The organism is Pantoea sp. X-Soil-ISGK-421 (assembly GCF_059730785.1).
The window spans coordinates 293,077-316,660 of the sequence record NZ_AP035980.1 but is presented as its reverse complement, the minus strand read 5'-3'; the positions used below and the strand labels follow the sequence as shown (position 1 = coordinate 316,660).

Here is a 23,584-nt window from a genome sequence, read left to right as displayed (position 1 = left end):
CTCTTAACTATCAAACCAATCCCCTTTAAACAATTACTGATAAACAATTCCCGGTGGATTCACCTGCGAGGTTTCAACCGCCTCTTCCTGTTCACCCCAACGCGCCAACACCTGTTTGTACTCGCCGCTCGCGATCGCCCCATTGATCGCCTGCTGCAGCGCCACATCCAATCCGTTGCCTTTTTTGGTGGTCACCGCCACCCACGCGCGGAATGGGCCGTGGCCGACAATTTTGGTTTGCCCGCGCGAAGCAACTTTCCATGCCGCCATCGCCTGCGGGCCAAACGATGCGTCGGCACGCCCAGAAAGCAGCGCCAACGTGGCCGCAGCATCATCGTTGAGATAAATCGGCTGCACCGGCGCTAAACCTTGCGCGCGATTTTTCTCATCCCAGCTGAGCAAAATCCTTTCCTGATTGGTGCCGGAACCGACAATAATGCGTTTGCCCGCCACGTCTTCCCGCCCTTTAATCGCGGTAATCGCACTATTAGTTTTCACTGCAAACGCATGGTTATCGGCGCGATAGGTGGCGAAATCGAACTTTTTCTTCCGCTCTTCGGTGACGGCAATATTAAACATCGCCACGTCATAGCGCCCGGCGGTGATACCCAGCGGCCAATCTTCCCAGGCCGCCGGCACCAGTTTTAATTTCAGGCCAAGGCTATCTGCCAGCAAACGCGCAATATCCGGATCGCTGCCAATCAACGTTTTATTATCTGATGCCCACAAACCAATCGGCGGCGAATTCATCGACGTGGTGGCAACGGTTAAATAGCCTGGATTGACGAAATGAAAACCCGGCGGAATGTTAGCGATAGCCTGTGGATTCGCCGCAATATTAATCGGCGTTTCGTTATTTTTAGCATCCAGCGTTTCTGCTGCAATGGCTGGCGCGGCTAACATCACTGCCAGTAACGCGGTAATCATCACTCGTTCCATTAAAGTACCCGCGCCAGAAAACGTTTAGTGCGCTCGTGGCGCGGTTGATTAAGCACCTGAGTGCTGCTGCCCTGCTCCACAATGCGGCCATCGACCATAAACACCACGTTGTCCGCGACTTCACGCGCAAAACCGACTTCGTGCGTCACAATCACCAGCGTAGTGCCTGAACGCGCCAGTTTTTTGATCACATCCAGGACTTCGCCCACCAACTCAGGATCGAGCGCTGACGTCGGTTCATCAAACAGCATCACGCGTGGATTGAGCATCAGGGCACGCGCAATCGCGATACGCTGCTGCTGGCCGCCCGACAAATGGCGCGGCCAGGCATCGGCTTTATGGCGCAGGCCCACCACATCCAACAGTTCACCGGCGCGATCAATCGCTGCTCGGCGTGACAGTTGGCGATGCGCAATCGGTGCTTCAATCAGGTTCTCCAGCACCGTTAGATGCGGGAACAGATTGAAGTTCTGAAACACGTAGCCGACATTGATGCGCTGACGCAGAATCGCCTTCTCTTTCAGCTCATACAGCTTGTCGCCGCGACGCTGATAGCCGATGTAATCGCCATCGATCTGGATATAGCCTTCATCGACACGTTCGAGATGATTAATGGTGCGCAGCAGCGTCGATTTGCCCGACCCGGAAGGCCCGAGGATCACCGTCACCGATCCCGGTTCAAGCTCCAGCGACACCTCATCCAGCGCTTTCAGTTTGCCGAACGACTTGCTCACGCCGGTGATGCTAATTGCGCCAGCAGTATGCAGATTCTTGCGGTAATCAATGGCTTCGGACATGGGAAAGCTCCTCGGTGACAGGTTTGGCGCTGCGGTTGCGCCATTGACGCCAGCGCGATGGCTGCGGTTCACGGGTGACGCTGCGCGCCAGCCAGCGCTCAACGCTGTGCTGCAGCAGGGACAGCACGGTGGTGATAATCAGATACCAGGCCGCGCCCACCATCAGCAGTGGAATCACCTGCTGCGTGCGGTTGTAGATCATCTGGATGGTGTAAAACAGTTCTGGCATCGCCAGCACGTACACCATCGAGGTACCTTTGGCGAGGCTGATAATTTCATTAAAGGTGGTTGGCATAATCGCGCGCAGCGCCTGCGGCAGAATGATGCGGAAGGTGCGACGCGTGGAGGATAATCCCAGCGCCGAAGCCGCTTCAAACTGGCCGTGATCGACACCCAAAAAGCCGCCGCGAATGATTTCGGCGCTGTAGGCGCTCTGCACCAGCGTCAAACCAATCACCGCCGCCGGGAACTGGCCGAGTACGTTAATGGTCTGGAAATGGCCCCATGACAGCGCGGTAAACGGAATGCCGAGCGACAGCGTGTCGTAAAGATAAGAAAAGTTGTAGAGGATGATCAGCACCACAATCAGCGGCAGCGAGCGGAACAGCCAGATATAGCCGAATGCCAGCGTACTGAGCAGCCACGATGACGAAAGCCGCGCCAGCGCCAGCAGGCCGCCGAAGATCAGGCTGAGGATAGTGCCGAACAGCGTCAGCAGCAGCGTTTGCCCTAAACCGCTGAGGATCACCGGATCAAAAAACCATTTGGCGAACACGCCCCATTCCCAGCGCGGATTGAAGGCCACAGAATCAATCACGCTGGCCAGAATAAACAGCGCGACAATCGCGCCGACGGTACGTGCCGGATATCGCGCCGGCACCACGGTTAAACGTTGTTGATTACTCATTGCAACTCCTTAACTGGCCTGCGCCACGCTATGCACATCAATCACTTTCAGGAAGCGCAAGCGTCCATCGTGTGGCGGCTGGCTGTAGACTTCCATATCCTCCAGCAGCTCAAACTGCGGCTGATAACCGTGGCCGATATATAACTTCACCGCTTCCGGCTGGCGGAAACCGGTGGTGAGAAACACGCGCTGGTAACCAGCACGCAGCGCACGGCGCTCCAGTTCCTGCAGGATCAACAACGCCAGCCCCTGACGGCGAAGATCGCTGCGCGTCCAGATGCGTTTAAATTCGGCGGTCACCGCGTCATAGGGTTTGTACGCGCCCATCGCGATGATTTCGCCGTCACGCTCCAGCACGATAAATAGCCCGCGCGGCGGCAAATACCATTCGGTCAACTCAACCTCTTTTTGGCTGGTGAAGAACGCGCCGTAGCGCGCGGTGTATTCACCAAACAGCCCGGTCAAAATCGGCTGCAGTTCAGGCGCTTCCGGTGACACTTCGCGGAACAGTTGCTCGCTCATGCGGCCTCCTTAATCACCCAATCCGGCCGGATTGATTTCTGAACTGTCGATACGCTCAACGCCTTCACCCCAGCGCTTCAGCACCTTGTCGTAATCGCCGTTCTTGATCACGCCATTCAGCGCGGTGTTGATCGGCTGCACCAGACCTCCATCCTTCTTCACCGTCACCGCGATGTGCGCCGCTTTCGGCCAGCCGCCATCGACGCTGCCGACTAAACGCGTTTGCTTGGTTAGCGCCGCTTTCCAGGCACCAATTACGTTCGGACCGAAGAAGGCATCCGCGCGACCCGACTGCAACGCCAGCGTTTGCGCCGCATCGTCTTTGGTATAGACCGGCGTAAACGGCTTCAACCCTTTGGCCTGATTCTCTTTATCCCAGGCCAACAGGATCGACTCCTGATTGGTGCCGGAGCCAACGATAATGCGCAGTCCGGCGATATCTTCGGCTTTGGTCAGCGACTTAATCGGGCTGCTGGCTTTGACGTAAAAACCGAGTGAATCTTTGCGATAGGTAGCGAAATCGAAGCGCTCTTTGCGCTCTTTGGTGACGGTCACGTTACTGATCGCCGCATCATATTTGCCCGATGCCACGCCAAGCGGCCAGTCTTCCCACGAGGTTGGCACCACGTTGAGTTTCAAACCCAGGCTGTCGGCGACCAGGCGGGCGATATCCACTTCGCTGCCAAGCAGGGTTTTGTTGTCATCACTGAACACCGTCAGCGGCGGTGAATTCAGGGCGGCGACCGCCACGGTGAACGAGCCCGGCACGGCGAAGCGATGTCCGGCCGGAATCTGCGCCACAGCGGCATCATTCTTCGCAGTATTGATAGGCGTTTTATTGGCTTCAACACTGATGTTCTGCCCGTTAACCGCCACGTCTTCGGCGAATACGGCGCTGCTCATGCCCAGTAGTAACAGCGCGATAAGGGATTTTTTCTGCATAGCGTATTCTCGACTCTTATTGTTGTGTGAACTGGTTAACGGGATCTTTCAAACCAAAGCTGGCGCGCAGCGTGGTGCCGGGATATTCAGTGCGGCTTAAGCCGCGCGCTTGCAGAATCGGTACCACGCGATCGACAAAGCGTTCGAAGGTATCGGGCGTGCCGCCCTGAATGATGAAGCCATCGGTGGCTTCGCTCTCGAACCACAGCTGCAAACCATCGGCTACCTGCTCTGGCGTGCCGTGGAACAGCGGACGCGGCGTCGCCGCTTCCAGCGCCGCCTGACGCAGCGTGTGGCCGTGCTCGCGCGCTTTGCGTTTGATTTCATCGGTGGTGCTGCGGAAGCTGTTTTGCCCGATATCGCCCAGCTCCGGGAACGGCGCATCCAGCGGATATTGCGAGAAGTCATGATGATCAAAGAAGCGACCGAGATAATTGAGCGCATCTTTGATGGAAACCAGCGCGGCGGTGGCTTGATACTGCTGCTCCACATCTTCTGCGCTGTCGCCAACAATCACGCCGACGCCCTGGAAAATGTGCAGGTCGCCTGGTTCACGGCCGTTTTCCACCAGCTGTTTTTTCACATCGCGGTAGAATGCCTGTGCTTCTTCACGCGTCGGCTGATGGGTGAAAATGGCATCGGCATGGCGCGCCGCCAGCTTTCTGCCATCTTCCGAAGCGCCCGCCTGAAACACGACCGGTCGCCCTTGCGGCGTGCGTTCGATGTTCAGCGGCCCCTGCACCTGGAAGAAATCACCGTGGTGATTTAGCGTGTGCAGCTTCTCGGGATCAAAGAACTGGCCACTCTCTTTATTGCGCACGAAAGCATCGCTCTCCCACGAATCCCACAGCCCTTTCACGACTTGCAGATATTCATCGGCGATGCGGTAGCGCAGCGCGTGTTCAGGATGCTGTTGGCGCGAGAAGTTTTTCGCCGACCCTTCCAGTGGCGAGGTCACCACATTCCAGCCCGCGCGACCGCCGCTCAAATGATCGAGGCTGGCAAACTGACGCGCCACAGTGAAGGGTTCGCTGTACGAAGTGGAAACGGTGCCGACCAAACCGAGATGCTCGGTGACGCCCGCCAGCGCCGACAGCAAGGTCAGCGGCTCGAAACGGTTAAGAAAGTGAGGAATCGATTTTTCGTTGATAAACAGGCCATCGGCGACAAACAGGAAATCCAGCTTGCCCGCTTCCGCCTTGCGCGCAATGTGTTTGGCGTAATCGAAATTGATACTGGCATCAGCCAGCGCCGCCGGATGTCGCCATGCGGACATGTTGCCGGATGCGCCATGCAGGATGGTGCCCAATCGCAGTTGTCTTGCAGTCATAATGTTCTCTCTTTTGCCAAGGCGCAGCCTGACGGCGACATCGTGTCGCCGTACAGAATCGGTATTAAATGCGTGAATCGAGTTAGTTCAGAATGGCGTCACGACATCGCACATTGAGGTGCTGCAACGCGTGTTGAGCCAATTGCGCAAAGTATTGTGCAGCGGGGGCAATCAGCGCTTCATCAGGATTGAAGCCGCCATGATGCAGACCAAATTCGCTTGCGCTGCCAATGCTGACAAACGCGCCAGGGATCTGCTGTAAGTAGTAGGCGAAATCTTCGCCGCCAAGATGCAACTCCGCGGTTTGCACGCGGTAGCCCGCTTGCTGCGCCACGTGGCTGGCAAACTGCGCCCAACGCGCATCGTTCTCCAGCACTGGCGGACCCGGATGCCAGCTAAAGGTGGCGCTGGCACCGTTGGCCGCCGCGATGTTCTCCACCAGCGTGCGGGCGCGCTGCTCCAGCTCGGCGCGCACCTGTTTGTCGTGGGTGCGCACCGTGCCACCAAATTCTGCCTCGCCGGGCAGCACGTTCCAGGTTTTGCCGGCGTCGATGCGCGTAACGCTGAGCACTAAGCTGTCCAGCGTATTGAAGCTACGGCTGGTGAGCGATTGCAGCGCCTGAATGATCTGGCTGGCGACCACAATACTGTCCACGCCCTCTTCCGGATGCGCTGCGTGCGCACCTTTGCCAGCAACGTGCACGATAAATTTATCTGCATTGGCATAAAACGCACCGCCGCGTGTCGCGAAGGTGCCGGTCGGCAAACCGGGTTCATTGTGCATCCCGAAAATCGCCTGCACACCGTCCAGAACTCCAGCGTTGATCAACTGGCGTGCGCCGGTGGCGTTCTCTTCTGCCGGTTGGAACAGAATACGGATGCGGCCCGGCAATTGATCTTCAATCGCTTTCAGCTTTAATGCCGCGCCAAGCATCACGGCACTGTGTACGTCATGCCCGCAAGCGTGCATCACGCCGCTGTTGCGCGAACGGTAAGCAAGTCCGGTGGCTTCGTGAATCGGTAACGCATCGATATCGGCGCGCAGCGCAATCAGCGTGTCGCCGCTTCCCACTTCCACTATCACGCCGGTTTCCAGCGGATAATCCAGCAGACGCAAACCGGCGTCCTGTAACCAGCGACGCAGGCGTGCGGTGGTTTCGACTTCGCGACCGGACAACTCCGGCCAGCTGTGCAGCTCGCGTCGCCAGTCAATCAGCTGATGTTCGCTAAATTGCGTCATACCTGCCTCCGGAAGCGGCGAATCATGCCGTCACTAAACGATGTGTGGCTAACAGTTCGAGTGATTTCACCCGCGCCTGCTCTTCCGCCACTGGCGTATCAATCACGAACTCTTCAATACCGAAATGCTGATGCAGCGCATCCAGTTTGGCATGCACCTGCGCGGCGGTGCCTTTCAGCAGCGATGGCGTGCGCGGTTCAATCACGTAATCGGTGTAACCGCCCTGACGCACATAACGCTCGGCTTGCTCGACGCTGCCGACGTTAACGCTGGGGCCCTCTTTCACGCTGACGTGATACACGCGCAGGTTATCCACCAGCAAATCGGCTTCCGCTGGAGAATCTGCCACCACCACTTGCACCGCCACCAGCGCGCGCTGGCCGTTGCTATGCTGGCGATAGCCGTTGAGCACTTTTTCCATTAATTGCGGATCGCCGTTGTGGTGTGCGGCGAACACCAACTGCCAGCCCAGTTCCGCTGCCAGTTTGGCGCTCTCTTCACTGGCACCCAGCAGGAAGCGATTCGCCGGACGCGGCGGCTGCGGCGTGGCGCGCAAAATCTCTTCATCACCCACCGGCGGCACGTGCAGCCAGCTATCCAGCAGCGTCAGTTGCTCGGCGAAGCTGCCTTTCTCCTGCAGATGCACGCCGAGCTGCAGCGCACGCGTCGAGAGCGGCAAGCCGCCCGGCGCTTTGCCAACACCGATATCGATTCGTCCCGGCGCTAATGACGCCAGCAAGTTGAAATTTTCTGCGACTTTATACGGGCTGTAATGCTGCAGCATCACGCCGCCGGAGCCGACGCGAATATGCTGTGTCTGGCCAATGATCCAGGCGATCAGCAGTTCCGGCGAGGGACTCGCCAGACGATCGGTATTGTGGTGTTCCGCTAACCAAAAACGGTGATAGCCCCAGGCTTCCGCCTGCTGCGCCAGCTGTAAAGTGCGATGAAGCGCGTGGCTGGCCGTCTCTCCATCGGCAATCGGCGATTTATCCAGCAAACTCAGTCGGTATGACATGCGCCTTATCCTTATCAAAGTGAATATGGCGAGTAGTGTGGTGCGGTAATCACTGATTCGTAAAACATCATATTGTCGTATCTATATTTACTTTATGCATATCAGATAGATAGGCTATATGCACCGGGTTTAATTCCTTTTAAAACACACAATTAAGTAAAACCCGCAGGAATTGTTAAGGCGATGTTTTGAAAATGTGACACTCAATATAAAATTATTAAAACATCGTTTCAAAATGTGACGCAATTCATCCAATCGCAATTGCCTTATTTTTCCGCGAAGTAATTTCTCTATGCTGGCACCACGCGGCCCCCCTCTGGAAAGTCATTGTGCCGCACCTCTGCTTCATCCTTTGCTGGAGAAAAAAGAATGACGTTTAAAAAATTACTCTTGGTAGTTTCGTTATCCTCCGCTGCAGCATTTTTCCCTGCCGCGGTGTCCGCTAAAGTCATCAAAGTGGCGGAAGTGCAACCCGCAGGCTATCCGACCGTCGTGGCACTTGAGCACATGGGCGAGAAGCTGAAAAAAGCCACTAACGGGCGCTTAGAAATGAAAGTTTATGCCGGTGGTGTGCTGGGGGATGAAGACCAAACGCTGCAGCAGGTACAACTCGGGGCCATCGATATGATTCGCGTGTCGCTGGCACCGGTCACCACCATCGCGCCAGAGACCAGCGTCTTAACCTTGCCGTATGTTTTTCGCGATGAGAATCATATGCATCAGGTGTTGGACGGCGATATCGGCAAACAGATTGTCGACAAATTCGATAACGATCCCAACGCCCGCATGATTTTCCTCGGTTGGACCGACGCCGGTGTGCGGAACATGATCACCAAAAAACCGATTGCTAAACCCGACGATCTGAAAGGCATGAAGATTCGCGTGCAAAACAGTGCTATCTCACTGGCCACCTTGAAAGCGATGGGGGCCAATCCCGTGGCGATGGGGGTGAGCGAAGTGTTTAGCGCCATGCAAACAGGGGTTGTAGATGGCACCGAAAACAATCCACCGACGTTTGTCGCCCATAACTATATGCCCGTCACCAAGTACTACACCCTGACTGGGCACTTCATTCAGCCCGAAATGATCCTCTACTCCAAACCGTTGTGGAATCGGCTATCGGCTGACGATCAGGCGCTGCTAAAGAAACTCGGCAAAGAAGCGCAGGATGAGGAACGTCAGTTATGGGCAACCTACACCCAGCAATCGATTGAAAAAATGAAAGCCGGCGGCGTGACCTTCCAGGAAACCGATCGTGAAACATTCATCAAGGCGACTCAGCCGGTGCGCGATCAGTTTGGTGGAAAATATCAGGACCTGATGAAACAGATTGCTGATGTGAAGTAACCCTTTCCACGCCACGTCTCATCGTGGCGTTTTACTCAGGTAAACACTATGACTGCATATTCTCGTCTGATGGATGGGCTTTATTTACTGTGCATGGCGATTGCCGCTGTGGCGCTATTAATTATGGTGACGGTCATCCCCATCGGGATATTTTCACGCTACGTGTTAAACGATGCGCTTTCCTGGCCAGAACCGGTCGCCATCATTTGCATGATCATCTTTACCTTTATTGGTGCGCCGGTGGGATTTCGTGCCGGTACGCATATCTGTGTATCAATGATGACCGACAGGCTCTCGCCCACCAACCAGCGTTGGCTGCTGAAACTGTCTGACATCTTAATGATCATCACCTGTCTGGTAATTTTCCGCGCCAGCTACAACCTGTGTGAAGCGATGTGGGTTCAAACGCTGGCCTCACTGCCGGTGGTGACGTATGGCGAAATGTATTTACCCATCCCGGTCGGCGCGGTGTTTACGCTGTTATTTGTAGCTGAGCGATTAATTAATGGCGATCAAAGCCAGCGAGCAATCGTCACTCTTGGTGGCACCCATTAAGCGGAGCAAAAAATGGACGCACTTATTTTAATTGGCAGTCTGGTGGTATTGCTGTTGCTGGGTTTTCCCGTAGCGTTTGCCGTTGGGTTAAGCGCATTTATCGGCGCATGGTGGATCGAATTACCGTTGGAAGCAGTGGTGATACAAATTACCAACGGGATCAACAAATTTTCTCTGCTGACTATTCCCTTCTTTATCCTGGCGGGCGCCATTATGGCGGAAGGCGGCATTGCCCGACGGCTAGTCAACTTTGCTTATATTTTTGTCGGATTCATTCGGGGCGGATTGTCGCTGGTTAATATTGTCGCCTCAACCTTTTTTGGCGCTATTTCCGGATCTTCGGTCGCGGATACCGCGTCAATTGGTTCAGTCATGATTCCGCAGATGGAGGAGAAAGGTTATCCCCGTGATTTTGCTGCGGCAGTAACGGCCAGCGGGTCGGTGCAAGCGGTTTTAACCCCGCCCAGCCACAACTCGGTAATTTATTCACTCGCCACCGGCGGTATCGTCACCATCTCTTCGCTGTTTGTTGCCGGCATTATTCCCGGTCTGTTACTGGGATTATGCTTAATGGTGATGTGTCTGATCTTTGCGCGTAAACGTGGTTACCCTAAAGGTGAGCGCATCCCTTATAAGCAGGCGGTGAAAATCTTCTTCGATGCGTTTTGGGGCCTGTTCACTATTTTTATTATTCTTGGCGGGATTCTCTCAGGTGTTTTTACCGCCTCTGAGTCAGCAGCAATCGCCTGTATTTGGGCGTTCTTCGTCACGATGTTTATCTACCGCGATTTCAAATGGAATCAATTGCACATTCTGGTTTTTCGCACCATCAAGACGGTGACGATTGTGATGGTGCTGATTGCCTTCGCAGCCGGTTTCGGTGCGGTGATGACCTTTATGCAACTGCCCACCATCATTACCGAGGCCTTTACCCAGTTCTCCAGTAACAAATATGTGATTTTGATGTGTATTAACCTGCTGTTGCTGGTGGTGGGAACATTAATGGATATGGCGCCGCTGATCCTGATTCTGACGCCAGTATTACTACCTGTGGCCACCGCACTGGGCGTTGACCCGGTACATTTCGGCATGATTATGCTAACCAACCTTGGCATTGGTTTAATTACCCCGCCGGTCGGCACGGTGTTATTTGTGGCCAGCGCAGTGAGTAAGCAGAAAATTGAGCAAGTGGTTAAGGCCATGCTGCCGTTCTATGGCGTGTTGTTTATTGTGCTGATGCTGATTACCTATATTCCGGCATTGTCGCTCTGGCTACCGCAATTAATGGGGGTGATGTAGCAACGCGCATTTATAAGGCGTGAGCAGGTTATTTAATATTCGCACATTGTGTAGCGGCGCGATTTATCGCGCAATAAATTGCGCCGCTACAATACATGCGATAAGCACTATCGTTGTTCATATCAACAAAGAGGTAAAGAAGCGCCACGACATCTCTTCACCTTTTTCAATCCTATTTATCTTTTTCAGAAAAGCTTAGTGCAATTCCTTGGTTCAACTCACGGGTGCGGCATTCAATGATGAAAACCGCCCGTCGGGCTATTGATAAAAAAAGGAATCACCATGACTAAGCACTTTCACTTGCAGGCTCTGAGTTTGGCCCTGCTATCAGGGATATTTAGTGCCCACGCGGCGGATACGCCGGTCAAAGGCGGCACGCTGATTTATCTCGAACAACAGGCGCATACCAACCTTTATCCACCCGCCGGTGGCTTTTATCCCAATGGCGGTATTCTGAATCAAATCACCGATAAACTGACGTGGCAGAATCCGGAAACCTTAAAAGTAGAACCGTGGATTGCCGAAAGCTGGAGCAGTAACGCCGATAAAACCGAATATACCTTTAAAATTCGTCCCGGCGTCACGTTCTCCGACGGCACGCCATTAGATGCCAATGCGGTAGCAAAAAACTTTGATACTTACGGTCTGGGAAATAAAGCCCAGCGCCTGCCGGTTTCCGAAGTGATTAATAATTACGATCACAGTGAGGTTATTGATCCGCAGACGGTGAAATTCTATTTCAGGAAACCGTCACCCGGTTTTTTACAGGGCACGGCAACCATTGGATCAGGTCTGGTTTCCCTCAGCACCCTGCAGCGTAGTTTCGACCAACTCGGCGATGCGCGCCATATTATTGGCTCCGGCCCGTTTGTCGTCAGCGATGAAAAACTCGGGCGCGAAGTCGATTTAACCGCGCGCAAAGATTACCAGTGGGGCCCGAAAAACAGCGCCCAGCAAGGTCCTGCCAATCTCGACGGCATCAAGTTTATTGTGACGCCGGAAGACAGCGTGCGCATCGGCGCGCTGCTGGCCGGCCAGGCCGATTTTATTCGTCAGGTGCAAGCCTATGACGAGAAGCAGGCGCAGCAGCAAAACTTCCCGATTTATGCCGCCCCCACGCGCGGTGTCAACGACAGCATCAGCTTCCGCCCGGATAACCCGCTGGTCAGCGATGTGAACGTGCGTCAGGCGCTGCTACACGCCACCAACGCGCAGCAAGTGGTGCAAACCCTGTTCTCACCCAACTATCCGCAAGCCACCTCGGTGATCGCCACATCGGCCGCCGGTTACGTCAACCTGGCCGACAAGCTGAAATTCGATCCCGCGTTGTCGAAAAAACTGCTGGATGACGCGGGTTGGAAACCGGGTAGCGACGGCATCCGCGAGAAAGATGGCAAAAAACTGGCGTTAACCATTTACGAATCACTACCGCAGCCGCAGAACAAAGAAGTGCTGCAGCTGGTGGCGCAGCAATGGCGTCAGGTTGGCGTCGCGCTGGCGGTCAAAGCCGGTGACGCCGGCAGCCGCGTACTGGATAACCTCGATCCGCTGAAAACCCCGCTGGTGGTATCCGAAGTGGGCCGCGCCGATCCTGACGTGGTGAAAAGCCAGTTCTATCCGACAAACCGCGATGCGCTGCTGCAAAAAGGCGGCTCCAGCGACAAAGTGCAGAACTTCCGCGACGACAAGCTTAACACGCTGTTGTTGAGTATCTCCTCCGAAGTCGATGCGGCAAAACGCCTGGCGGTGACCGGTGATGCGCAGCGTTATCTGCTCGACCAGGCGTATGTGATTCCGATCTTTGAAGAGCCGCAGGTGTTTGCTGGTGCGCCGTGGTTGAAAGGGGTGAATTTTGAAGCCGTGGGTCGTCCATCGTTCTACGGCGCGTGGCTGGAAAAACACTAAGGCGGGTCAATGATGCAACGTTCACTGCTGCGAAGAGTGGGTCAAAGCGTATTGGTGCTGTGGGCCGCGTTTACCCTGTCGTTCTTTCTGCTGCAGGTGCTGCCCGGCGATGCGGTGCTGATCAAGTTTCAGAACCCGGATCTGGGCCTCAGCCCGGATCAAATCGCCGAAATGCGCCTGGCTTACGGCGCGGATAATCCGCTCTGGCAGCAGTACGTGCACACGCTGCTGGCGATGCTGCGCGGCGATTTTGGTTACTCGGTGCAGGCGGGCGTGCCGGTCAGTGAACAGCTGATCAGCAATCTGCCCGCTACGCTGCAACTGGCACTGCTCGGCTTTGCGCTGGCGACGCTTATCGCCTTTACGCTGGCGGCGTTATCGCGTTTGCCTGCGCTGCGTTTCCTGCGTTCGCTGCTGCAATCGGTGCCGGCGCTGTTTATCTCGCTGCCCACCTTCTGGCTTGGCATCGCGTTGATTCAGCTGTTCTCTTTCCAACTGCGCTGGATTCCAGTGATCAATCCTTCAGCCCTGCAAGGCCTGATCCTGCCAGTGATTACCGTGGCGATTCCGATTTCCGCCCCGCTGGCGCAAATTCTGTTGCGCAGCATCGATCAGGTCTCAACCCAGCCGTTCGTGGCGGTGGCGCGTGCCAAAGGCGCCAGCGAAAGCCACGTGCTGTGGCATCACGTGATGCGCAATGCGCTGCTACCGGTGCTGAATGTCGCGGGCTTGCTACTCGGTGAGCTGATTGCCGGTGCGCTGATAACCGAAACCGTGTTTGGCCTGAGCGGCGTCGGACAGTTGACGCAGCAGGCGGTGAATAATCAGGACGTCGCGGTGTTACAGGCGGTGGTGATGATCTCTGCGCTGGCGTTTGTGCTGATTAACCTGCTGGTCGATGCGTTGATGCCGCTGTTCGATCCGCGTCTGCAATCTATTGCCGGAGGCAACCGATGAGTCTGGTCGATTACTCAACTGCGCGTCAAAGCAATGGCAACGCGCGTGCGTTACGCGTGCTCCCCCTCCAGCCGGGATTGTGGCTGGCGTGGGGCGTGATGCTGCTGGCGCTGCTGGCGGCGTTTGCGCCTGGCTTGTTTACCCATTTCAGCCCAACTGAAGGCGTCCCCGGCGCGCAGCGTCTGCCGCCACAGGCCGCTTACTGGCTCGGCACCGATCAGCTAGGCCGCGATCTTTACGCGCGCATTATTTACGGTGCGTCTCAGTCGCTGTCGGCGGCGGTCGCAGCCGTGGCGATGGGGTTGATTGGCGGCACCACGCTCGGCGTTCTGGCGGGCGCGATTGGCGGGCGCACCGAGAACTGGCTGATGCGCTTAGTCGATGTGCTGCTGTCGATTCCCTCTCTGCTGCTGTCGCTCAGCATTCTGATTCTGCTGGGCTTCGGCACCGTACACGCCGCGCTGGCGGTAGGCATCGCCTCTATTGCCAGCTTTGCTCGCCTTGCGCGCGGTGAAGTGGTGCGCGTGCGCCGCAGTGAATTCGTCGAAGCGGCCTACGGCAGCGGCGGCAGTTTCTGGCGCGTATTGTGGCGTCACATTTTGCCTAACTCGCTGACGGCGGTGATCGCCTTTGCCGCCTTGCAGTTTGGTCAGGCAATCCTGGCGTTATCTACCCTCAGTTTCCTGGGCTACGGCACGCCGCCGCCGACGCCTGAGTGGGGATTACTGATCGCCGAAGGACGCAATTATCTGGCCACTGCGTGGTGGCTCACCACCTTCCCTGGCATGGTGGTGGTCGCCGTGGTACTGGCCGCCAATCGCATCAGCCGTCAACTGGCCGGAGGTGACGCATGAGCGCGTTATTAGCCATCGAAAATTTAACCCTGAGTTATCGCCAGCGCGGCGAGTGGCGCGCGGTGGTTCACAACGTCAGCTTTGAGTTACAGCCTGGTGAAATGGTGGCGCTGGTCGGTGAATCCGGCTCCGGCAAGACCACCACCGCACAGGCCATTATTGGTCTGATGGCGGAAAACGGCCGCCGTGATAGCGGCAAGATAGTGCTGAACGGCACCGATATCGCCGGTTGGTCGTCCAAACGCCTTGATAGCCTGCGTGGCGTCAGCATCAGCTTAGTACCGCAGGATCCCGGCAACTCGCTCAATCCGGTAAAAACGATCGGCGATCAGGTCGGTGAAATGCTGCAGCTACACCTGAGAATCAGCAAAGCCGAACGCCAGCTACGCGTGCTCGAGCTGTTGCAAAAGGTCGGTCTCAGCCATCCGGAACAGCGCTTAAAACAGTATCCGCATCAGCTCTCCGGCGGCATGAAACAGCGCGTGCTGATTGCCATCGCCCTCGCCCTACGTCCGCAGATTATTATTGCCGATGAACCCACCAGCGCGTTGGATGTGACGGTGCAAAAACGCATTCTCGATCTGCTGGATGTGCTGCGCCGCGAATCCGGCACGGCGGTGCTGTTTGTCACGCACGATTTGGCATTGGCAGCAGAACGCGCCGATCGTCTGCTGGTATTTCGTCATGGCGAAGTGCAGGAACAAGGCCCGGCGGCGCAGGTGATCACCGCGCCGCAACATCCCTACACGCGACAACTGTTACAAGACGCCGATCCGGGCGACAGCGCGCTGGCGGTGCCCGCCAAAGCCAACTTTTCGTCGCCCGCGATCCAGCTCTCGAACATCAATAAACAGTTTGCCCTCGGTCGCCAGCAGCAGCTGCAGGTCGCCAAAGCGGTGTGCGTTAGCGTGGCGCGCGGTACCACCCACGCGTTGGTCGGCGAATCCGGTTCGGGTAAAACCACGCTGGCGCGCATTCTGCTGGGATTTGAGCAGGCCGACAGCGGTCGCGTGGTGATTGATGGGATTGACGCCACCGCGCTGCGCGGTGAAGCGCAACGTCAACTGCGCCGCAAGATTCAGTTTGTTTATCAGAACCCCTTTGCCTCCCTCGATCCGCGCCAGACACTGTTCGCCATCATTGAGGAACCGCTGCGTAACTTTGAGCAGCTAAGCCATAACGAGCGGCGCGAACGCGTCGAAGCCGTAGCGCAGCGCGTGGCGCTGCCGCTGGAATTATTGCAACGCCAACCGCGCGAGTTGTCCGGCGGCCAGCGTCAGCGTGTAGCCATCGCCCGCGCCCTGATTATCCAACCGGCGATTCTGGTGCTGGATGAAGCCACCTCGGCGCTGGACGTCACGGTGCAGGCGCAGATTCTGCACCTGCTGCAACAACTGCAACGTGAGCTGGGCCTCACCTATCTGTTCATCACCCACGATCTCGCAACCGTGCGCCGCATTGCACACAGCGTCACCGTGCTACGCGCGGGTGAAGTGGTGGAGCAAGGTGACACCGTCACGCTTTTTAACGCGCCTCAGCATCCGTATACCCGATCGCTGATTGACGCAATTCCGGCTTTCCGCCCGCTGATTAAGGAGTCTGCATGACGCGCAAACGCATTGGTTTTTTCACCCGCCTGCTGGATGACACCACCGCACAGCAGCGCTATCGCCTGGCAACCGAGCAGATTCAGCACGCCGAGCGCACCGGTTTTGACAGCGCGTGGATTGCTCAGCATCACTTTCATGAGAAAGAAGGCGGCTTGCCGTCGCCGTTGCTGTTCCTGGCACACGTTGCCGCACACACCCGCACGATTCGCCTTGGCACCGGTATCGTCACGCTGGCGATGGAGAATGCGCTGCGCGTGGCTGAAGATACGGCGGTGCTGGACCTGCTCAGTAATGGTCGCCTGGAGGTAGGTTTAGGATCGGGCGGCACCGCGACCTCGTTTCTGCCGTTTGGCATCACCATCGACCAACGCACCAGCGTGTTTGCCGATCATCTTCATCAGCTGCTCAGCGCATGGCGCGGCGATACGCTGGGACATCCGGATAATCATCTCTATCCCGCTGCACCGACGCTGGCACAACGCGTGTGGATTGCCACTTTCTCGGTGGAAGGCGCCGCGCGCGCCGGGCAAGCCGGGCACGGTTTGATGCTGTCGCGCACCCAGCCGCGTCCGGCGGGTCAGCCGGATTTAGCGCTCGATCAAATCCAGAACCCGATGATCGATGCTTATCTTGCCGCATTACCGGCGGGCATTGCGCCGCGCATTCTGGCCTCGCGCACCGCCTTTGTCGCCGATTCCAACGACTACGCGCGTCGCCTTGCCGAGCCGGGCTTGCAGCGTCAGGCGCAGCATTTCCGCGAATCAGGATATGTGGTTGGCCACACGCTGGATGAGCAGACGCGCCAGTTAGATGCGCACTTCGGCGATACCGAACGGGTGCGGCAATCCCTGCTGGCAGACACCGTGTTGCAACGCGTCACCGATATCAGTTTCCAGGTGCACTCCATCGATCCGCCACACGCCGACATTCTGCGTTCCATTGAATTGATTGCCGACCATATCGCGCCCACGCTGCGTGGCTAAGTCGGTGTGCATGAAGGTACACAGATGAATACTCACGTTACTGAGCGCACACCTTGTAGCGGCGCAATTCATTGCGCGATAAATCGCGCCGCTACGAAATGTGCGGTGGTTTGATGTTGCGCTTAGCTGAACGGCATTACGCCATTTATGGCGACCTACTCATGCTTTAACTGGAGAATTTTATGTCTCAACCGACAGATTTACTCGCCGCGCTGGCGGATATCGATCCTACGTCTGAACTGGCGCAAGCCCGCGCCGAGCGCCATGCTGCCACGCAACATACGCAAGGCAGCTATGACTTTTTGTTTACACAAGATGATGAAGATTTGCCATTGGCTGAACGCTTCGCCCTCGCCGCGCAGGTGGCGGCCTGGCATGGCGCATCACGCCTCGAAGCACATTACCGGCAGCCGAATCAGCCGCACGGCGCACGCTTCGATGCCGGTTTAACGTTTGCTGAACTGCTGAGCCTGCACCCGGTGGATGCCGCGCCGCAGCACATCGAGACGCTGCAACGTGCCGGTTGGTCGCCGCGCGGTATCGTCACGCTGGCGCAGCTGGTTGCGTTTGTCAGCTTCCAGAGCCGCTTACTCGCGGGTTTGCGTTTGCTCAACGGCGAAGAGACCGCCACGCAGCCGCATGCGGTAGCGGGTAAATGGCATGATGCGCCGCTCACCGTGAGGGGTAAAACTGCCCTCACCGCATTTACCCAACAGGAACTCGGCTGGGAGCCGTGGCTGGCGGCGAAACCCTTGCATGAATTTAGCCCTGAAGAGCAGAGCACACTGGCGAAATTCGGCCATAGTGATTCCGATTACTTCCGCCTGCTGGGCCGTAATCAGCCGCTGCTTGAGCAACGCACCCTGACCGATAAAGGCATCTTCTATACCGCCGGTGGCCTTTCGCGTGCCGAACGCGAACTCGCCGCCACGGTAGTGAGCAAGGTCAACGGCTGCATCTACTGTGCCTCGGTGCATGCGCGTAAAGCCAGCCAGCTCTCCAAAGATGAACCCGCGGTGCAGAAGCTGCTGAATGTCGCGCCCGGCGCTGAGCTGGCGCACGGACAATCGGCCCGCTGGGCAGCGCAGATTGATCTGGTTGCCACCTTATCGATCACACCCGCCGCCACTAGCCTGAAACAGCTGCACGCGCTGCGCGATCAGGGATTCAGCACGCTAGAGCTGCTGGACCTGATTCAGTCCGCCGCCTTCTTCGCCTGGGCGAACCGTCTGATGCTGACGCTGGGCGAACCTTTTTTACCTGCACAAACACAAGGATGACCATGACGGATCTTTCCCATCAACAGTTGGTGCGCTGGCGACGCGAGCTGCATCAGCATCCCGAGCTGTCGGATCAGGAATTTGCCACCACCGAGCGACTTACCCGCTGGCTGCAGGAATTGAACGTCAAGCTGCTGCCGCTGGCGTTGAAAACCGGTGTGGTGGCAGAAATCGGTCACGGCCAACCGCTGATTGCGCTGCGTGCCGACATCGATGCCCTGCCGATCGACGAGCAAACCGACCAGCCGTGGCGCTCCCAGCAGCCGGGCGTGATGCACGCCTGCGGCCACGATCTGCACAGCAGCGTGATGCTGGGCGTCGCACAGCAGCTAAAACGCATCGAATCTGAATTACCCGGTCGCGTGCGTATTCTGTTTCAGCCTGCCGAGGAGATTTTTACCGGCGCGAAACAGCTGCTGGCGGCGGGTGCGCTGCAAGATGTGCAGGCGATTTTCGGGCTGCATAACGCGCCAGATCTGCCCACGGGCACACTGCGCACGCGCGGCGGCGCCTATTATGCCAATGTCGATCGCTTCCAGATCACTATTACCGGCAAAGGCGCACACGCCGCGCGTCCGCATGAAGGCATCGATAGCATCGTGATTGGCAGCCACATCGTCACCACGCTGCAAACGCTGCCGAGCCGCGTGTTCAGTTCGCTGGAATCGGTTGTCGTCAGCGTGACGCGCTTCACCGCAGGCAACAGCTGGAACGTGCTGCCACAAACGGTGGAACTGGAAGGCACGGTGCGCACCCATAACGCAGCGATTCGCGCGCAAATCCCGCAGAGAATAGCAGCGCTGATTAATGGGATCGCCGCCGGATTTGGCGCGCAGGCGGAGCTGGTGTGGCAGGAAGGCCCGCCCTCGCTGGTGAACACACCGGAATGGGCCGATTTCGCGCTGGATGTAGCAGCGGATCACGGCTATCAAACGTTAGTTGGCACACCGCAGATGGGGGGGGAAGACTTCGCCTTCTACCTGCAACAGCATCCCGGTGCGTTCGTGAGCATTGGCAGCGCCAGTGAATTTGGCCTGCATCACGCCGGTTTCGATCCGGATGAAGCAATGCTGGAACCGGCGGTGCATTACTTCACCGAGCTGGCCCAGCGCGCGCTACACATGCTGCGTCAACAACAGGCGCTGGCATCGTGACCATGAGAGCAAGGAGAAAAGCGATGGCGATTTCAGTACCTGTTCCACGTCTCGACCATGTGGTGATTAACGTTGCCAACCAGCTGGATGATGCCAGCGCACTGTTTCGTCGACTCGGATTTCAGTTGACCGAGCGCGGCCATCATTCGCTCGGCTCCAGCAATCATCTGGCGATATTTGGTGATAACTATCTGGAGTTATTAGGTTTTGAAGCCGGGCGTGGCAATTTGCGCCAGGATTTGTGGCAGTCACCGATGGGTCTCAGCGGTTTAGTGTGGAAAACCGAAGATGCTGATGCGGTGTGGCGCTATCTGGAGAGTCAGGACATCGACGGCGATTTGCCGGCGAGCTTTTTCCGTCCGGTAACCTTGCCGGATGGCACCGAGCAGGAAGCGCGCTTCCGCACCGTGCGGCTGCGCCCGTCGCTGGTTGCAAATGGTCGCAGCTTCTTTTGCCAACACGACACGCCGGATTCGGTATGGCAGGACGCGTGGCGCGTTCATCCCAATGGCGTGAGCGATATCGTTGAATTTGTGGTGGTTGCTCAGGATCCCGCTGCTGCCGCGCAACCTTACAGCCGTTTGTTTGGCGCCGATAAGCTCACCGCCTGTCAGGAAGGTGCGTTTATACTCAAAGCGGGCGTAGCGACGGTGCGCTTTGCCGCCGCAGAATACGTGACGCAGCGCTTCGCTGGTTTACCGATCGATTACGATGGCAGCGCGCGCATGGCGGGATTGAGCTTGCGTACCACGGATCTGCGCAAGGTGAAAGCCAGCCTGCTGCTCGGCGACGTACCGTTCCGCGAAGAAGAGTCCGCGATTATCGTCGGTGCCGGGCAGGCGTTTGGCGTGGCGTTAAGGTTTGAGCAATAAAAAATCCGCGTATACCGAGCCTGGTACAAATCCGTAGCGGCGCGATTTATCGCGCATAGCAAAGGCGACTCCGCGCACCTCCAGATGATGCGCAATAAATTGCGCCGCTACGTTAAGTGCGTTCTAAAATAGGTTCATCCTCCTTGTCCTGTTACCGAAGGTGAACATTGCCTACGAAACTGCATCTTGAAACCTCCAGACTCACCTGCTCGCAGATTGAGGAGGCCGACTGGGCTTTCTTCCGTCAACTCCAGCTCTCGCCAGACGTTATGCACTACGTCGCTGACCAAAAAACAGAAGAAAAAATTCTCGCAGACTTTTCAGCAAGATTGCCGATCTGGTCGCCGCAGAGCGAGCATTGGCTTTGTCTGGTGGTGCGTGAAAAACAGACGGGTAATCGCATCGGCGTCAGCGGCTATATCCATCGTGAAAATGACTGCGCCGAAGTCGGCTTTCTGTTCGCACCAGAAGCGCAAGGCAAAGGCTATGCACACGAGTCGCTTCAGGCGATTTGTGACTATGCATTCAGCGACGGCGGCATCCATCGCCTGAGCGCCACCGTCACTGCAGGCAATATGCCGTCACGTCGATTGCTGGAAAAAGTCGGTTTCGTGTTGGAGGGTGAACTGCGCGAAAGTTACTGGCTGAGAAATGCATGGCATAACGATTGGCTGTTTGGGTTGCTGCGCAGCGGATAGAGTCTGTAATCAAGCAGTTATCGACTTAGCCCTCTCCATTCAAACGCGTGCGTTTGATATCCCGTTGCGGAGATTCGCCAAACTCGCGTCTGTATTCGCGGCTAAACTGCGACGCACTTTCATAGCCAACAGTTAACGCTGCGCTGTTGGCATCAAGATTCTTGCTCAACATCTGTTGCCTGGCTTCCTGCAATCGCAGCTTTTTCTGGTACTGCAAGGGACTCACCCCCGTCATTGAGCGAAAATGCTGGCGAAAAGTCGATGGGCTCATGAAAGCATTCGCAGCCAGTTCATCCATGCTAATAGGCCGTGTGAAGTTTTGTTTTAGCCAGCCAACGATCTTCGAAATATTCTGGCTTGGCGAACCGGCCGTGGCTATTTGCCTTAGTAGTGGACCATGGTTGCTGGCCAATAGGCGCATAACAATTTCTTGCTGAATCAGGGGTTCCAGGTGAGTTATTAAATCCGGCTCATCCAGTAACGTAATTAAGCGGCTTAACGCATTAATCAACCCCTCATCCAAAGGTTCGACAGACAGTGGATTGAGTGATATCTCCCTACCAGGCTTCGCCGGCGGCATCAGCGCGGCAATCTGCATCACCATGCGAGGATCAAACGTTAACATCATTCCTAAAAATGGCTCATGCTGGCTAGCCTGCGTTACATGCGATACCACCGGCAAATCGATCGTCGTCAGCAAGGACTCACCCGCGCTGTAATGCGTTAGTTTTCCCGCCAGCATGATCTCTTTTGCTCCCTGCACCACTACACCTAAACCCATCTGATAAATACAGTGCACGGGCAACGTTGGCATATCGCGACGATGAACAGAAAGTGAGGCTATAGCCGTCACGTGATCGCCCTCGTTTTGGGCAATCCTGCTAATCAGCGCAGCCAAATTTCCAAGGCCAGAATTCACATTATTATCGACCATTTAAGCCCACCCATCGCCGTAGATTCAGTCAGGTGATTTTAACATCAGTAAAATTCAAAATGTACTCGTTGAGGCACATGCATCGTTTTAGGCAATTCTCTCGGCAGATCCGACAAGCCTAACAAGCAATAGCCATCCCATAATAGGTCAACACTTAACCTGAAAAGCTGAGACGAAAGATGCCTGGTTTATTTGATTCCTACACGCTCAAAGACACTACCCTTCGCAATAGAATCGTCGCGTCACCGATGTGCCAATATCAGGCTGACGGTGGCTTCATTAATGACTGGCATAAGTCGCATTATTCGATGCTGGCAAACGGTGGCGTGGGTTTACTCATCGTTGAGGCAACCGCCGTTTTGCCAGAAGGGCGAATTACACCAGGTGATCTTGGTCTGTGGAGTGATGCTCACACTGAAGGATTCGCATCCGTTGTTACCGCCATCAAACAAGCCGGAGCGGTAGCGGGAATTCAGCTTGGGCATGCGGGCAGAAAAGCAGGGTGCACGCCGCCGTGGCAAGGTGGCGCTCCTTTGGATCAGCAGGATCCAAAGGCATGGGTCCCCGTTGCTGCCAGCGCAGTGCCTTACGTAGAAGGTAGCGACTATGTTCCGCATGAGATGTCTTGCGAAGAGATCCAGCATACCATTCATGCTTTTAAAGAGGCCGCGTGCCGCGCTGCGGAAGCTGGATTTGAATGGCTTGAACTTCATTTTGCACACGGCTTTCTGGCACAAACATTCCTGTCATCAAAAACCAACCTTCGTGAAGATCAGTATGGCGGTTCTTTAGCGAACCGTGCACGCTTTATGCTTGATGTGGTCGAGGCCGTGAAATCTGTCTGGCCTGCACATCTGCCACTCACCGCCCGACTCGGTGTCATTGAATTTGATGCCTGTCCTGAACACAGTTTTGCTGAATCCCTGGAAGTCATTCGATGGCTGAAAAAAGCTGGGATCGACTTTGCTGATGTTGGGTTAGCGCTCTCAACTCCCGATGAACAGGTACCCTGGGGTCCAAATTTCATGGTTCCCTACGCTGAACGGGTTCGCAGAGAAACCGGTCTCCCCGTTGCAACCAGTTGGATGATCACCAAAGCCAGCGATGCTAACGACTTTATCCAGGATGCAAAACTTGACCTGGTGTTTTTTGCCCGCACGCTTTTGGCCAATCCCCATTGGGTATTCCATGCTGCACGGGAACTTCAGATCAATTCGCCAGAGTCAGTATTACCCGTTGCTTATGCGTACTGGCTAAAGAACTGGGCGGAATAATTCTCTCTTTTTATTTGCCACCGTCAGCCTTAACTCAGCGCTGCCGCTTAATGCCATTTTCCCTCTGGAGATAATCATGAAAGTAGAAAAGTTCGATGCTTCGTCAGCGGCATTATCAACGTCGGCAGGAACAATGAGTCGACGCAGTTTCATCTCCCGGACAGCAG

General features: G+C 56.1%; 22 protein-coding genes. 13 read left to right on the top strand and 9 right to left on the bottom strand.

The window, feature by feature from the left end; all coding sequences use genetic code 11:
* Positions 1-33 precede the first annotated feature (33 nt).
* The 8 genes from AC6I8K_RS20140 to AC6I8K_RS20105 all read right to left on the bottom strand — a co-directional run bounded on the left by AC6I8K_RS20140 (position 34) and on the right by AC6I8K_RS20105 (position 7,695).
* On the bottom strand, positions 34-903 hold the full coding sequence (locus AC6I8K_RS20140; RefSeq protein WP_497827663.1) for an ABC transporter substrate-binding protein: 870 nt from the start codon (positions 901-903) through the stop codon (positions 34-36).
* 35 nt (positions 904-938) lie between these two features.
* On the bottom strand, positions 939-1,736 hold the full coding sequence (locus tag AC6I8K_RS20135) for an amino acid ABC transporter ATP-binding protein (RefSeq protein ID WP_483817966.1): 798 nt from the start codon (positions 1,734-1,736) through the stop codon (positions 939-941).
* On the bottom strand, positions 1,720-2,643 hold the full coding sequence (locus tag AC6I8K_RS20130) for an amino acid ABC transporter permease (protein ID WP_483817967.1): 924 nt from the start codon (positions 2,641-2,643) through the stop codon (positions 1,720-1,722). The genes AC6I8K_RS20135 and AC6I8K_RS20130 overlap by 17 nt, the downstream gene beginning before the upstream one ends.
* Positions 2,644-2,652: 9 nt before the next feature.
* Positions 2,653-3,165, bottom strand: a complete 513-nt coding sequence (locus AC6I8K_RS20125; protein WP_064740132.1) for a GNAT family N-acetyltransferase — start codon at positions 3,163-3,165, stop codon at positions 2,653-2,655.
* A 9-nt stretch (positions 3,166-3,174) separates the two neighbouring features.
* Positions 3,175-4,107, bottom strand: a complete 933-nt coding sequence (locus AC6I8K_RS20120; protein WP_497827412.1) for an ABC transporter substrate-binding protein — start codon at positions 4,105-4,107, stop codon at positions 3,175-3,177.
* A 16-nt stretch (positions 4,108-4,123) separates the two neighbouring features.
* Positions 4,124-5,437, bottom strand: a complete 1,314-nt coding sequence (locus tag AC6I8K_RS20115) for an LLM class flavin-dependent oxidoreductase (RefSeq protein WP_483817969.1) — start codon at positions 5,435-5,437, stop codon at positions 4,124-4,126.
* An 82-nt stretch (positions 5,438-5,519) separates the two neighbouring features.
* Complete coding sequence (locus AC6I8K_RS20110; protein ID WP_483817970.1) at positions 5,520-6,677, bottom strand: amidohydrolase; 1,158 nt, start codon at positions 6,675-6,677, stop codon at positions 5,520-5,522.
* A gap of 22 nt (positions 6,678-6,699) precedes the next feature.
* Positions 6,700-7,695 carry an MsnO8 family LLM class oxidoreductase gene (locus tag AC6I8K_RS20105; RefSeq protein WP_064740136.1) on the bottom strand — a complete coding sequence of 332 codons (996 nt, stop codon included), beginning with the start codon at positions 7,693-7,695 and terminating at the stop codon, positions 6,700-6,702.
* A 369-nt stretch (positions 7,696-8,064) separates the two neighbouring features.
* Here AC6I8K_RS20105 and AC6I8K_RS20100 point away from each other — a divergent pair, with 369 nt between their 5' ends.
* From AC6I8K_RS20100 to AC6I8K_RS20045, 12 genes are all read left to right on the top strand, one after another.
* A complete protein-coding gene (locus tag AC6I8K_RS20100; protein ID WP_497827411.1) occupies positions 8,065-9,042 on the top strand; it encodes a TRAP transporter substrate-binding protein in 978 nt (325 codons plus the stop codon).
* A 48-nt stretch (positions 9,043-9,090) separates the two neighbouring features.
* Entirely contained in the window at positions 9,091-9,597 is a 507-nt protein-coding gene (locus AC6I8K_RS20095; protein WP_064740138.1) for a TRAP transporter small permease, read from the top strand.
* A gap of 12 nt (positions 9,598-9,609) precedes the next feature.
* Positions 9,610-10,896, top strand: coding sequence for a TRAP transporter large permease (locus tag AC6I8K_RS20090; RefSeq protein WP_497827410.1), 1,287 nt, complete (start codon positions 9,610-9,612; stop codon positions 10,894-10,896).
* A 282-nt stretch (positions 10,897-11,178) separates the two neighbouring features.
* Entirely contained in the window at positions 11,179-12,801 is a 1,623-nt protein-coding gene (locus AC6I8K_RS20085; protein WP_064740140.1) for a TIGR04028 family ABC transporter substrate-binding protein, read from the top strand.
* 12 nt (positions 12,802-12,813) lie between these two features.
* Positions 12,814-13,758 (top strand): ABC transporter permease, encoded by a 945-nt coding sequence (locus AC6I8K_RS20080; protein WP_196762360.1) that lies wholly within the window; start codon positions 12,814-12,816, stop codon positions 13,756-13,758.
* Complete coding sequence (locus AC6I8K_RS20075; RefSeq protein WP_497827409.1) at positions 13,755-14,612, top strand: ABC transporter permease; 858 nt, start codon at positions 13,755-13,757, stop codon at positions 14,610-14,612. The genes AC6I8K_RS20080 and AC6I8K_RS20075 overlap by 4 nt, the downstream gene beginning before the upstream one ends.
* Complete coding sequence (locus AC6I8K_RS20070) at positions 14,609-16,219, top strand: dipeptide ABC transporter ATP-binding protein (protein ID WP_497827408.1); 1,611 nt, start codon at positions 14,609-14,611, stop codon at positions 16,217-16,219. Before AC6I8K_RS20075 ends, AC6I8K_RS20070 begins: the two co-directional genes overlap by 4 nt.
* The gene (locus AC6I8K_RS20065) at positions 16,216-17,205 is read left to right on the top strand and encodes a putative FMN-dependent luciferase-like monooxygenase (RefSeq protein ID WP_497827407.1); all 990 of its coding nucleotides are present in this window, start codon (positions 16,216-16,218) and stop codon (positions 17,203-17,205) included. The genes AC6I8K_RS20070 and AC6I8K_RS20065 overlap by 4 nt, the downstream gene beginning before the upstream one ends.
* A 182-nt stretch (positions 17,206-17,387) precedes the next feature.
* Entirely contained in the window at positions 17,388-18,485 is a 1,098-nt protein-coding gene (locus AC6I8K_RS20060; protein ID WP_497827406.1) for an alkylhydroperoxidase domain protein, read from the top strand.
* 2 nt (positions 18,486-18,487) lie between these two features.
* Entirely contained in the window at positions 18,488-19,639 is a 1,152-nt protein-coding gene (locus AC6I8K_RS20055; RefSeq protein ID WP_497827405.1) for an amidohydrolase, read from the top strand.
* A gap of 23 nt (positions 19,640-19,662) precedes the next feature.
* Positions 19,663-20,511: a VOC family protein gene (locus AC6I8K_RS20050; RefSeq protein WP_497827404.1), complete on the top strand. Its 849-nt coding sequence runs from the start codon at positions 19,663-19,665 to the stop codon at positions 20,509-20,511.
* Between the two features lie 167 nt (positions 20,512-20,678).
* Positions 20,679-21,209 (top strand): GNAT family N-acetyltransferase, encoded by a 531-nt coding sequence (locus tag AC6I8K_RS20045; RefSeq protein WP_497827403.1) that lies wholly within the window; start codon positions 20,679-20,681, stop codon positions 21,207-21,209.
* A gap of 25 nt (positions 21,210-21,234) precedes the next feature.
* Here AC6I8K_RS20045 and AC6I8K_RS20040 read toward each other — a convergent pair whose 3' ends face one another.
* Positions 21,235-22,143: an AraC family transcriptional regulator gene (locus AC6I8K_RS20040; RefSeq protein ID WP_497827402.1), complete on the bottom strand. Its 909-nt coding sequence runs from the start codon at positions 22,141-22,143 to the stop codon at positions 21,235-21,237.
* 179 nt (positions 22,144-22,322) lie between these two features.
* Between AC6I8K_RS20040 and AC6I8K_RS20035 the strand changes: the two genes are divergently transcribed.
* On the top strand, positions 22,323-23,417 hold the full coding sequence (locus AC6I8K_RS20035) for an NADH:flavin oxidoreductase/NADH oxidase (protein ID WP_497827401.1): 1,095 nt from the start codon (positions 22,323-22,325) through the stop codon (positions 23,415-23,417).
* Positions 23,418-23,584: the final 167 nt, after the last annotated feature.

Bases quoted from the DNA above. Each gene is read 5' to 3' on its own strand.
- AC6I8K_RS20140 (WP_497827663.1), bottom strand. From the start codon at position 903: ATGTTAGCCGCGCCAGCCATTGCAGCAGAAACGCTGGATGCTAAAAAT.
- AC6I8K_RS20135 (WP_483817966.1), bottom strand. From the start codon at position 1,736: ATGTCCGAAGCCATTGATTACCGCAAGAATCTGCATACTGCTGGCGCA.
- AC6I8K_RS20130 (WP_483817967.1), bottom strand. From the start codon at position 2,643: ATGAGTAATCAACAACGTTTAACCGTGGTGCCGGCGCGATATCCGGCA.
- AC6I8K_RS20125 (WP_064740132.1), bottom strand. From the start codon at position 3,165: ATGAGCGAGCAACTGTTCCGCGAAGTGTCACCGGAAGCGCCTGAACTG.
- AC6I8K_RS20120 (WP_497827412.1), bottom strand. From the start codon at position 4,107: ATGCAGAAAAAATCCCTTATCGCGCTGTTACTACTGGGCATGAGCAGC.
- AC6I8K_RS20115 (WP_483817969.1), bottom strand. From the start codon at position 5,437: ATGACTGCAAGACAACTGCGATTGGGCACCATCCTGCATGGCGCATCC.
- AC6I8K_RS20110 (WP_483817970.1), bottom strand. From the start codon at position 6,677: ATGACGCAATTTAGCGAACATCAGCTGATTGACTGGCGACGCGAGCTG.
- AC6I8K_RS20105 (WP_064740136.1), bottom strand. From the start codon at position 7,695: ATGTCATACCGACTGAGTTTGCTGGATAAATCGCCGATTGCCGATGGA.
- AC6I8K_RS20100 (WP_497827411.1), top strand. From the start codon at position 8,065: ATGACGTTTAAAAAATTACTCTTGGTAGTTTCGTTATCCTCCGCTGCA.
- AC6I8K_RS20095 (WP_064740138.1), top strand. From the start codon at position 9,091: ATGACTGCATATTCTCGTCTGATGGATGGGCTTTATTTACTGTGCATG.
- AC6I8K_RS20090 (WP_497827410.1), top strand. From the start codon at position 9,610: ATGGACGCACTTATTTTAATTGGCAGTCTGGTGGTATTGCTGTTGCTG.
- AC6I8K_RS20085 (WP_064740140.1), top strand. From the start codon at position 11,179: ATGACTAAGCACTTTCACTTGCAGGCTCTGAGTTTGGCCCTGCTATCA.
- AC6I8K_RS20080 (WP_196762360.1), top strand. From the start codon at position 12,814: ATGCAACGTTCACTGCTGCGAAGAGTGGGTCAAAGCGTATTGGTGCTG.
- AC6I8K_RS20075 (WP_497827409.1), top strand. From the start codon at position 13,755: ATGAGTCTGGTCGATTACTCAACTGCGCGTCAAAGCAATGGCAACGCG.
- AC6I8K_RS20070 (WP_497827408.1), top strand. From the start codon at position 14,609: ATGAGCGCGTTATTAGCCATCGAAAATTTAACCCTGAGTTATCGCCAG.
- AC6I8K_RS20065 (WP_497827407.1), top strand. From the start codon at position 16,216: ATGACGCGCAAACGCATTGGTTTTTTCACCCGCCTGCTGGATGACACC.
- AC6I8K_RS20060 (WP_497827406.1), top strand. From the start codon at position 17,388: ATGTCTCAACCGACAGATTTACTCGCCGCGCTGGCGGATATCGATCCT.
- AC6I8K_RS20055 (WP_497827405.1), top strand. From the start codon at position 18,488: ATGACGGATCTTTCCCATCAACAGTTGGTGCGCTGGCGACGCGAGCTG.
- AC6I8K_RS20050 (WP_497827404.1), top strand. From the start codon at position 19,663: ATGGCGATTTCAGTACCTGTTCCACGTCTCGACCATGTGGTGATTAAC.
- AC6I8K_RS20040 (WP_497827402.1), bottom strand. From the start codon at position 22,143: ATGGTCGATAATAATGTGAATTCTGGCCTTGGAAATTTGGCTGCGCTG.
- AC6I8K_RS20035 (WP_497827401.1), top strand. From the start codon at position 22,323: ATGCCTGGTTTATTTGATTCCTACACGCTCAAAGACACTACCCTTCGC.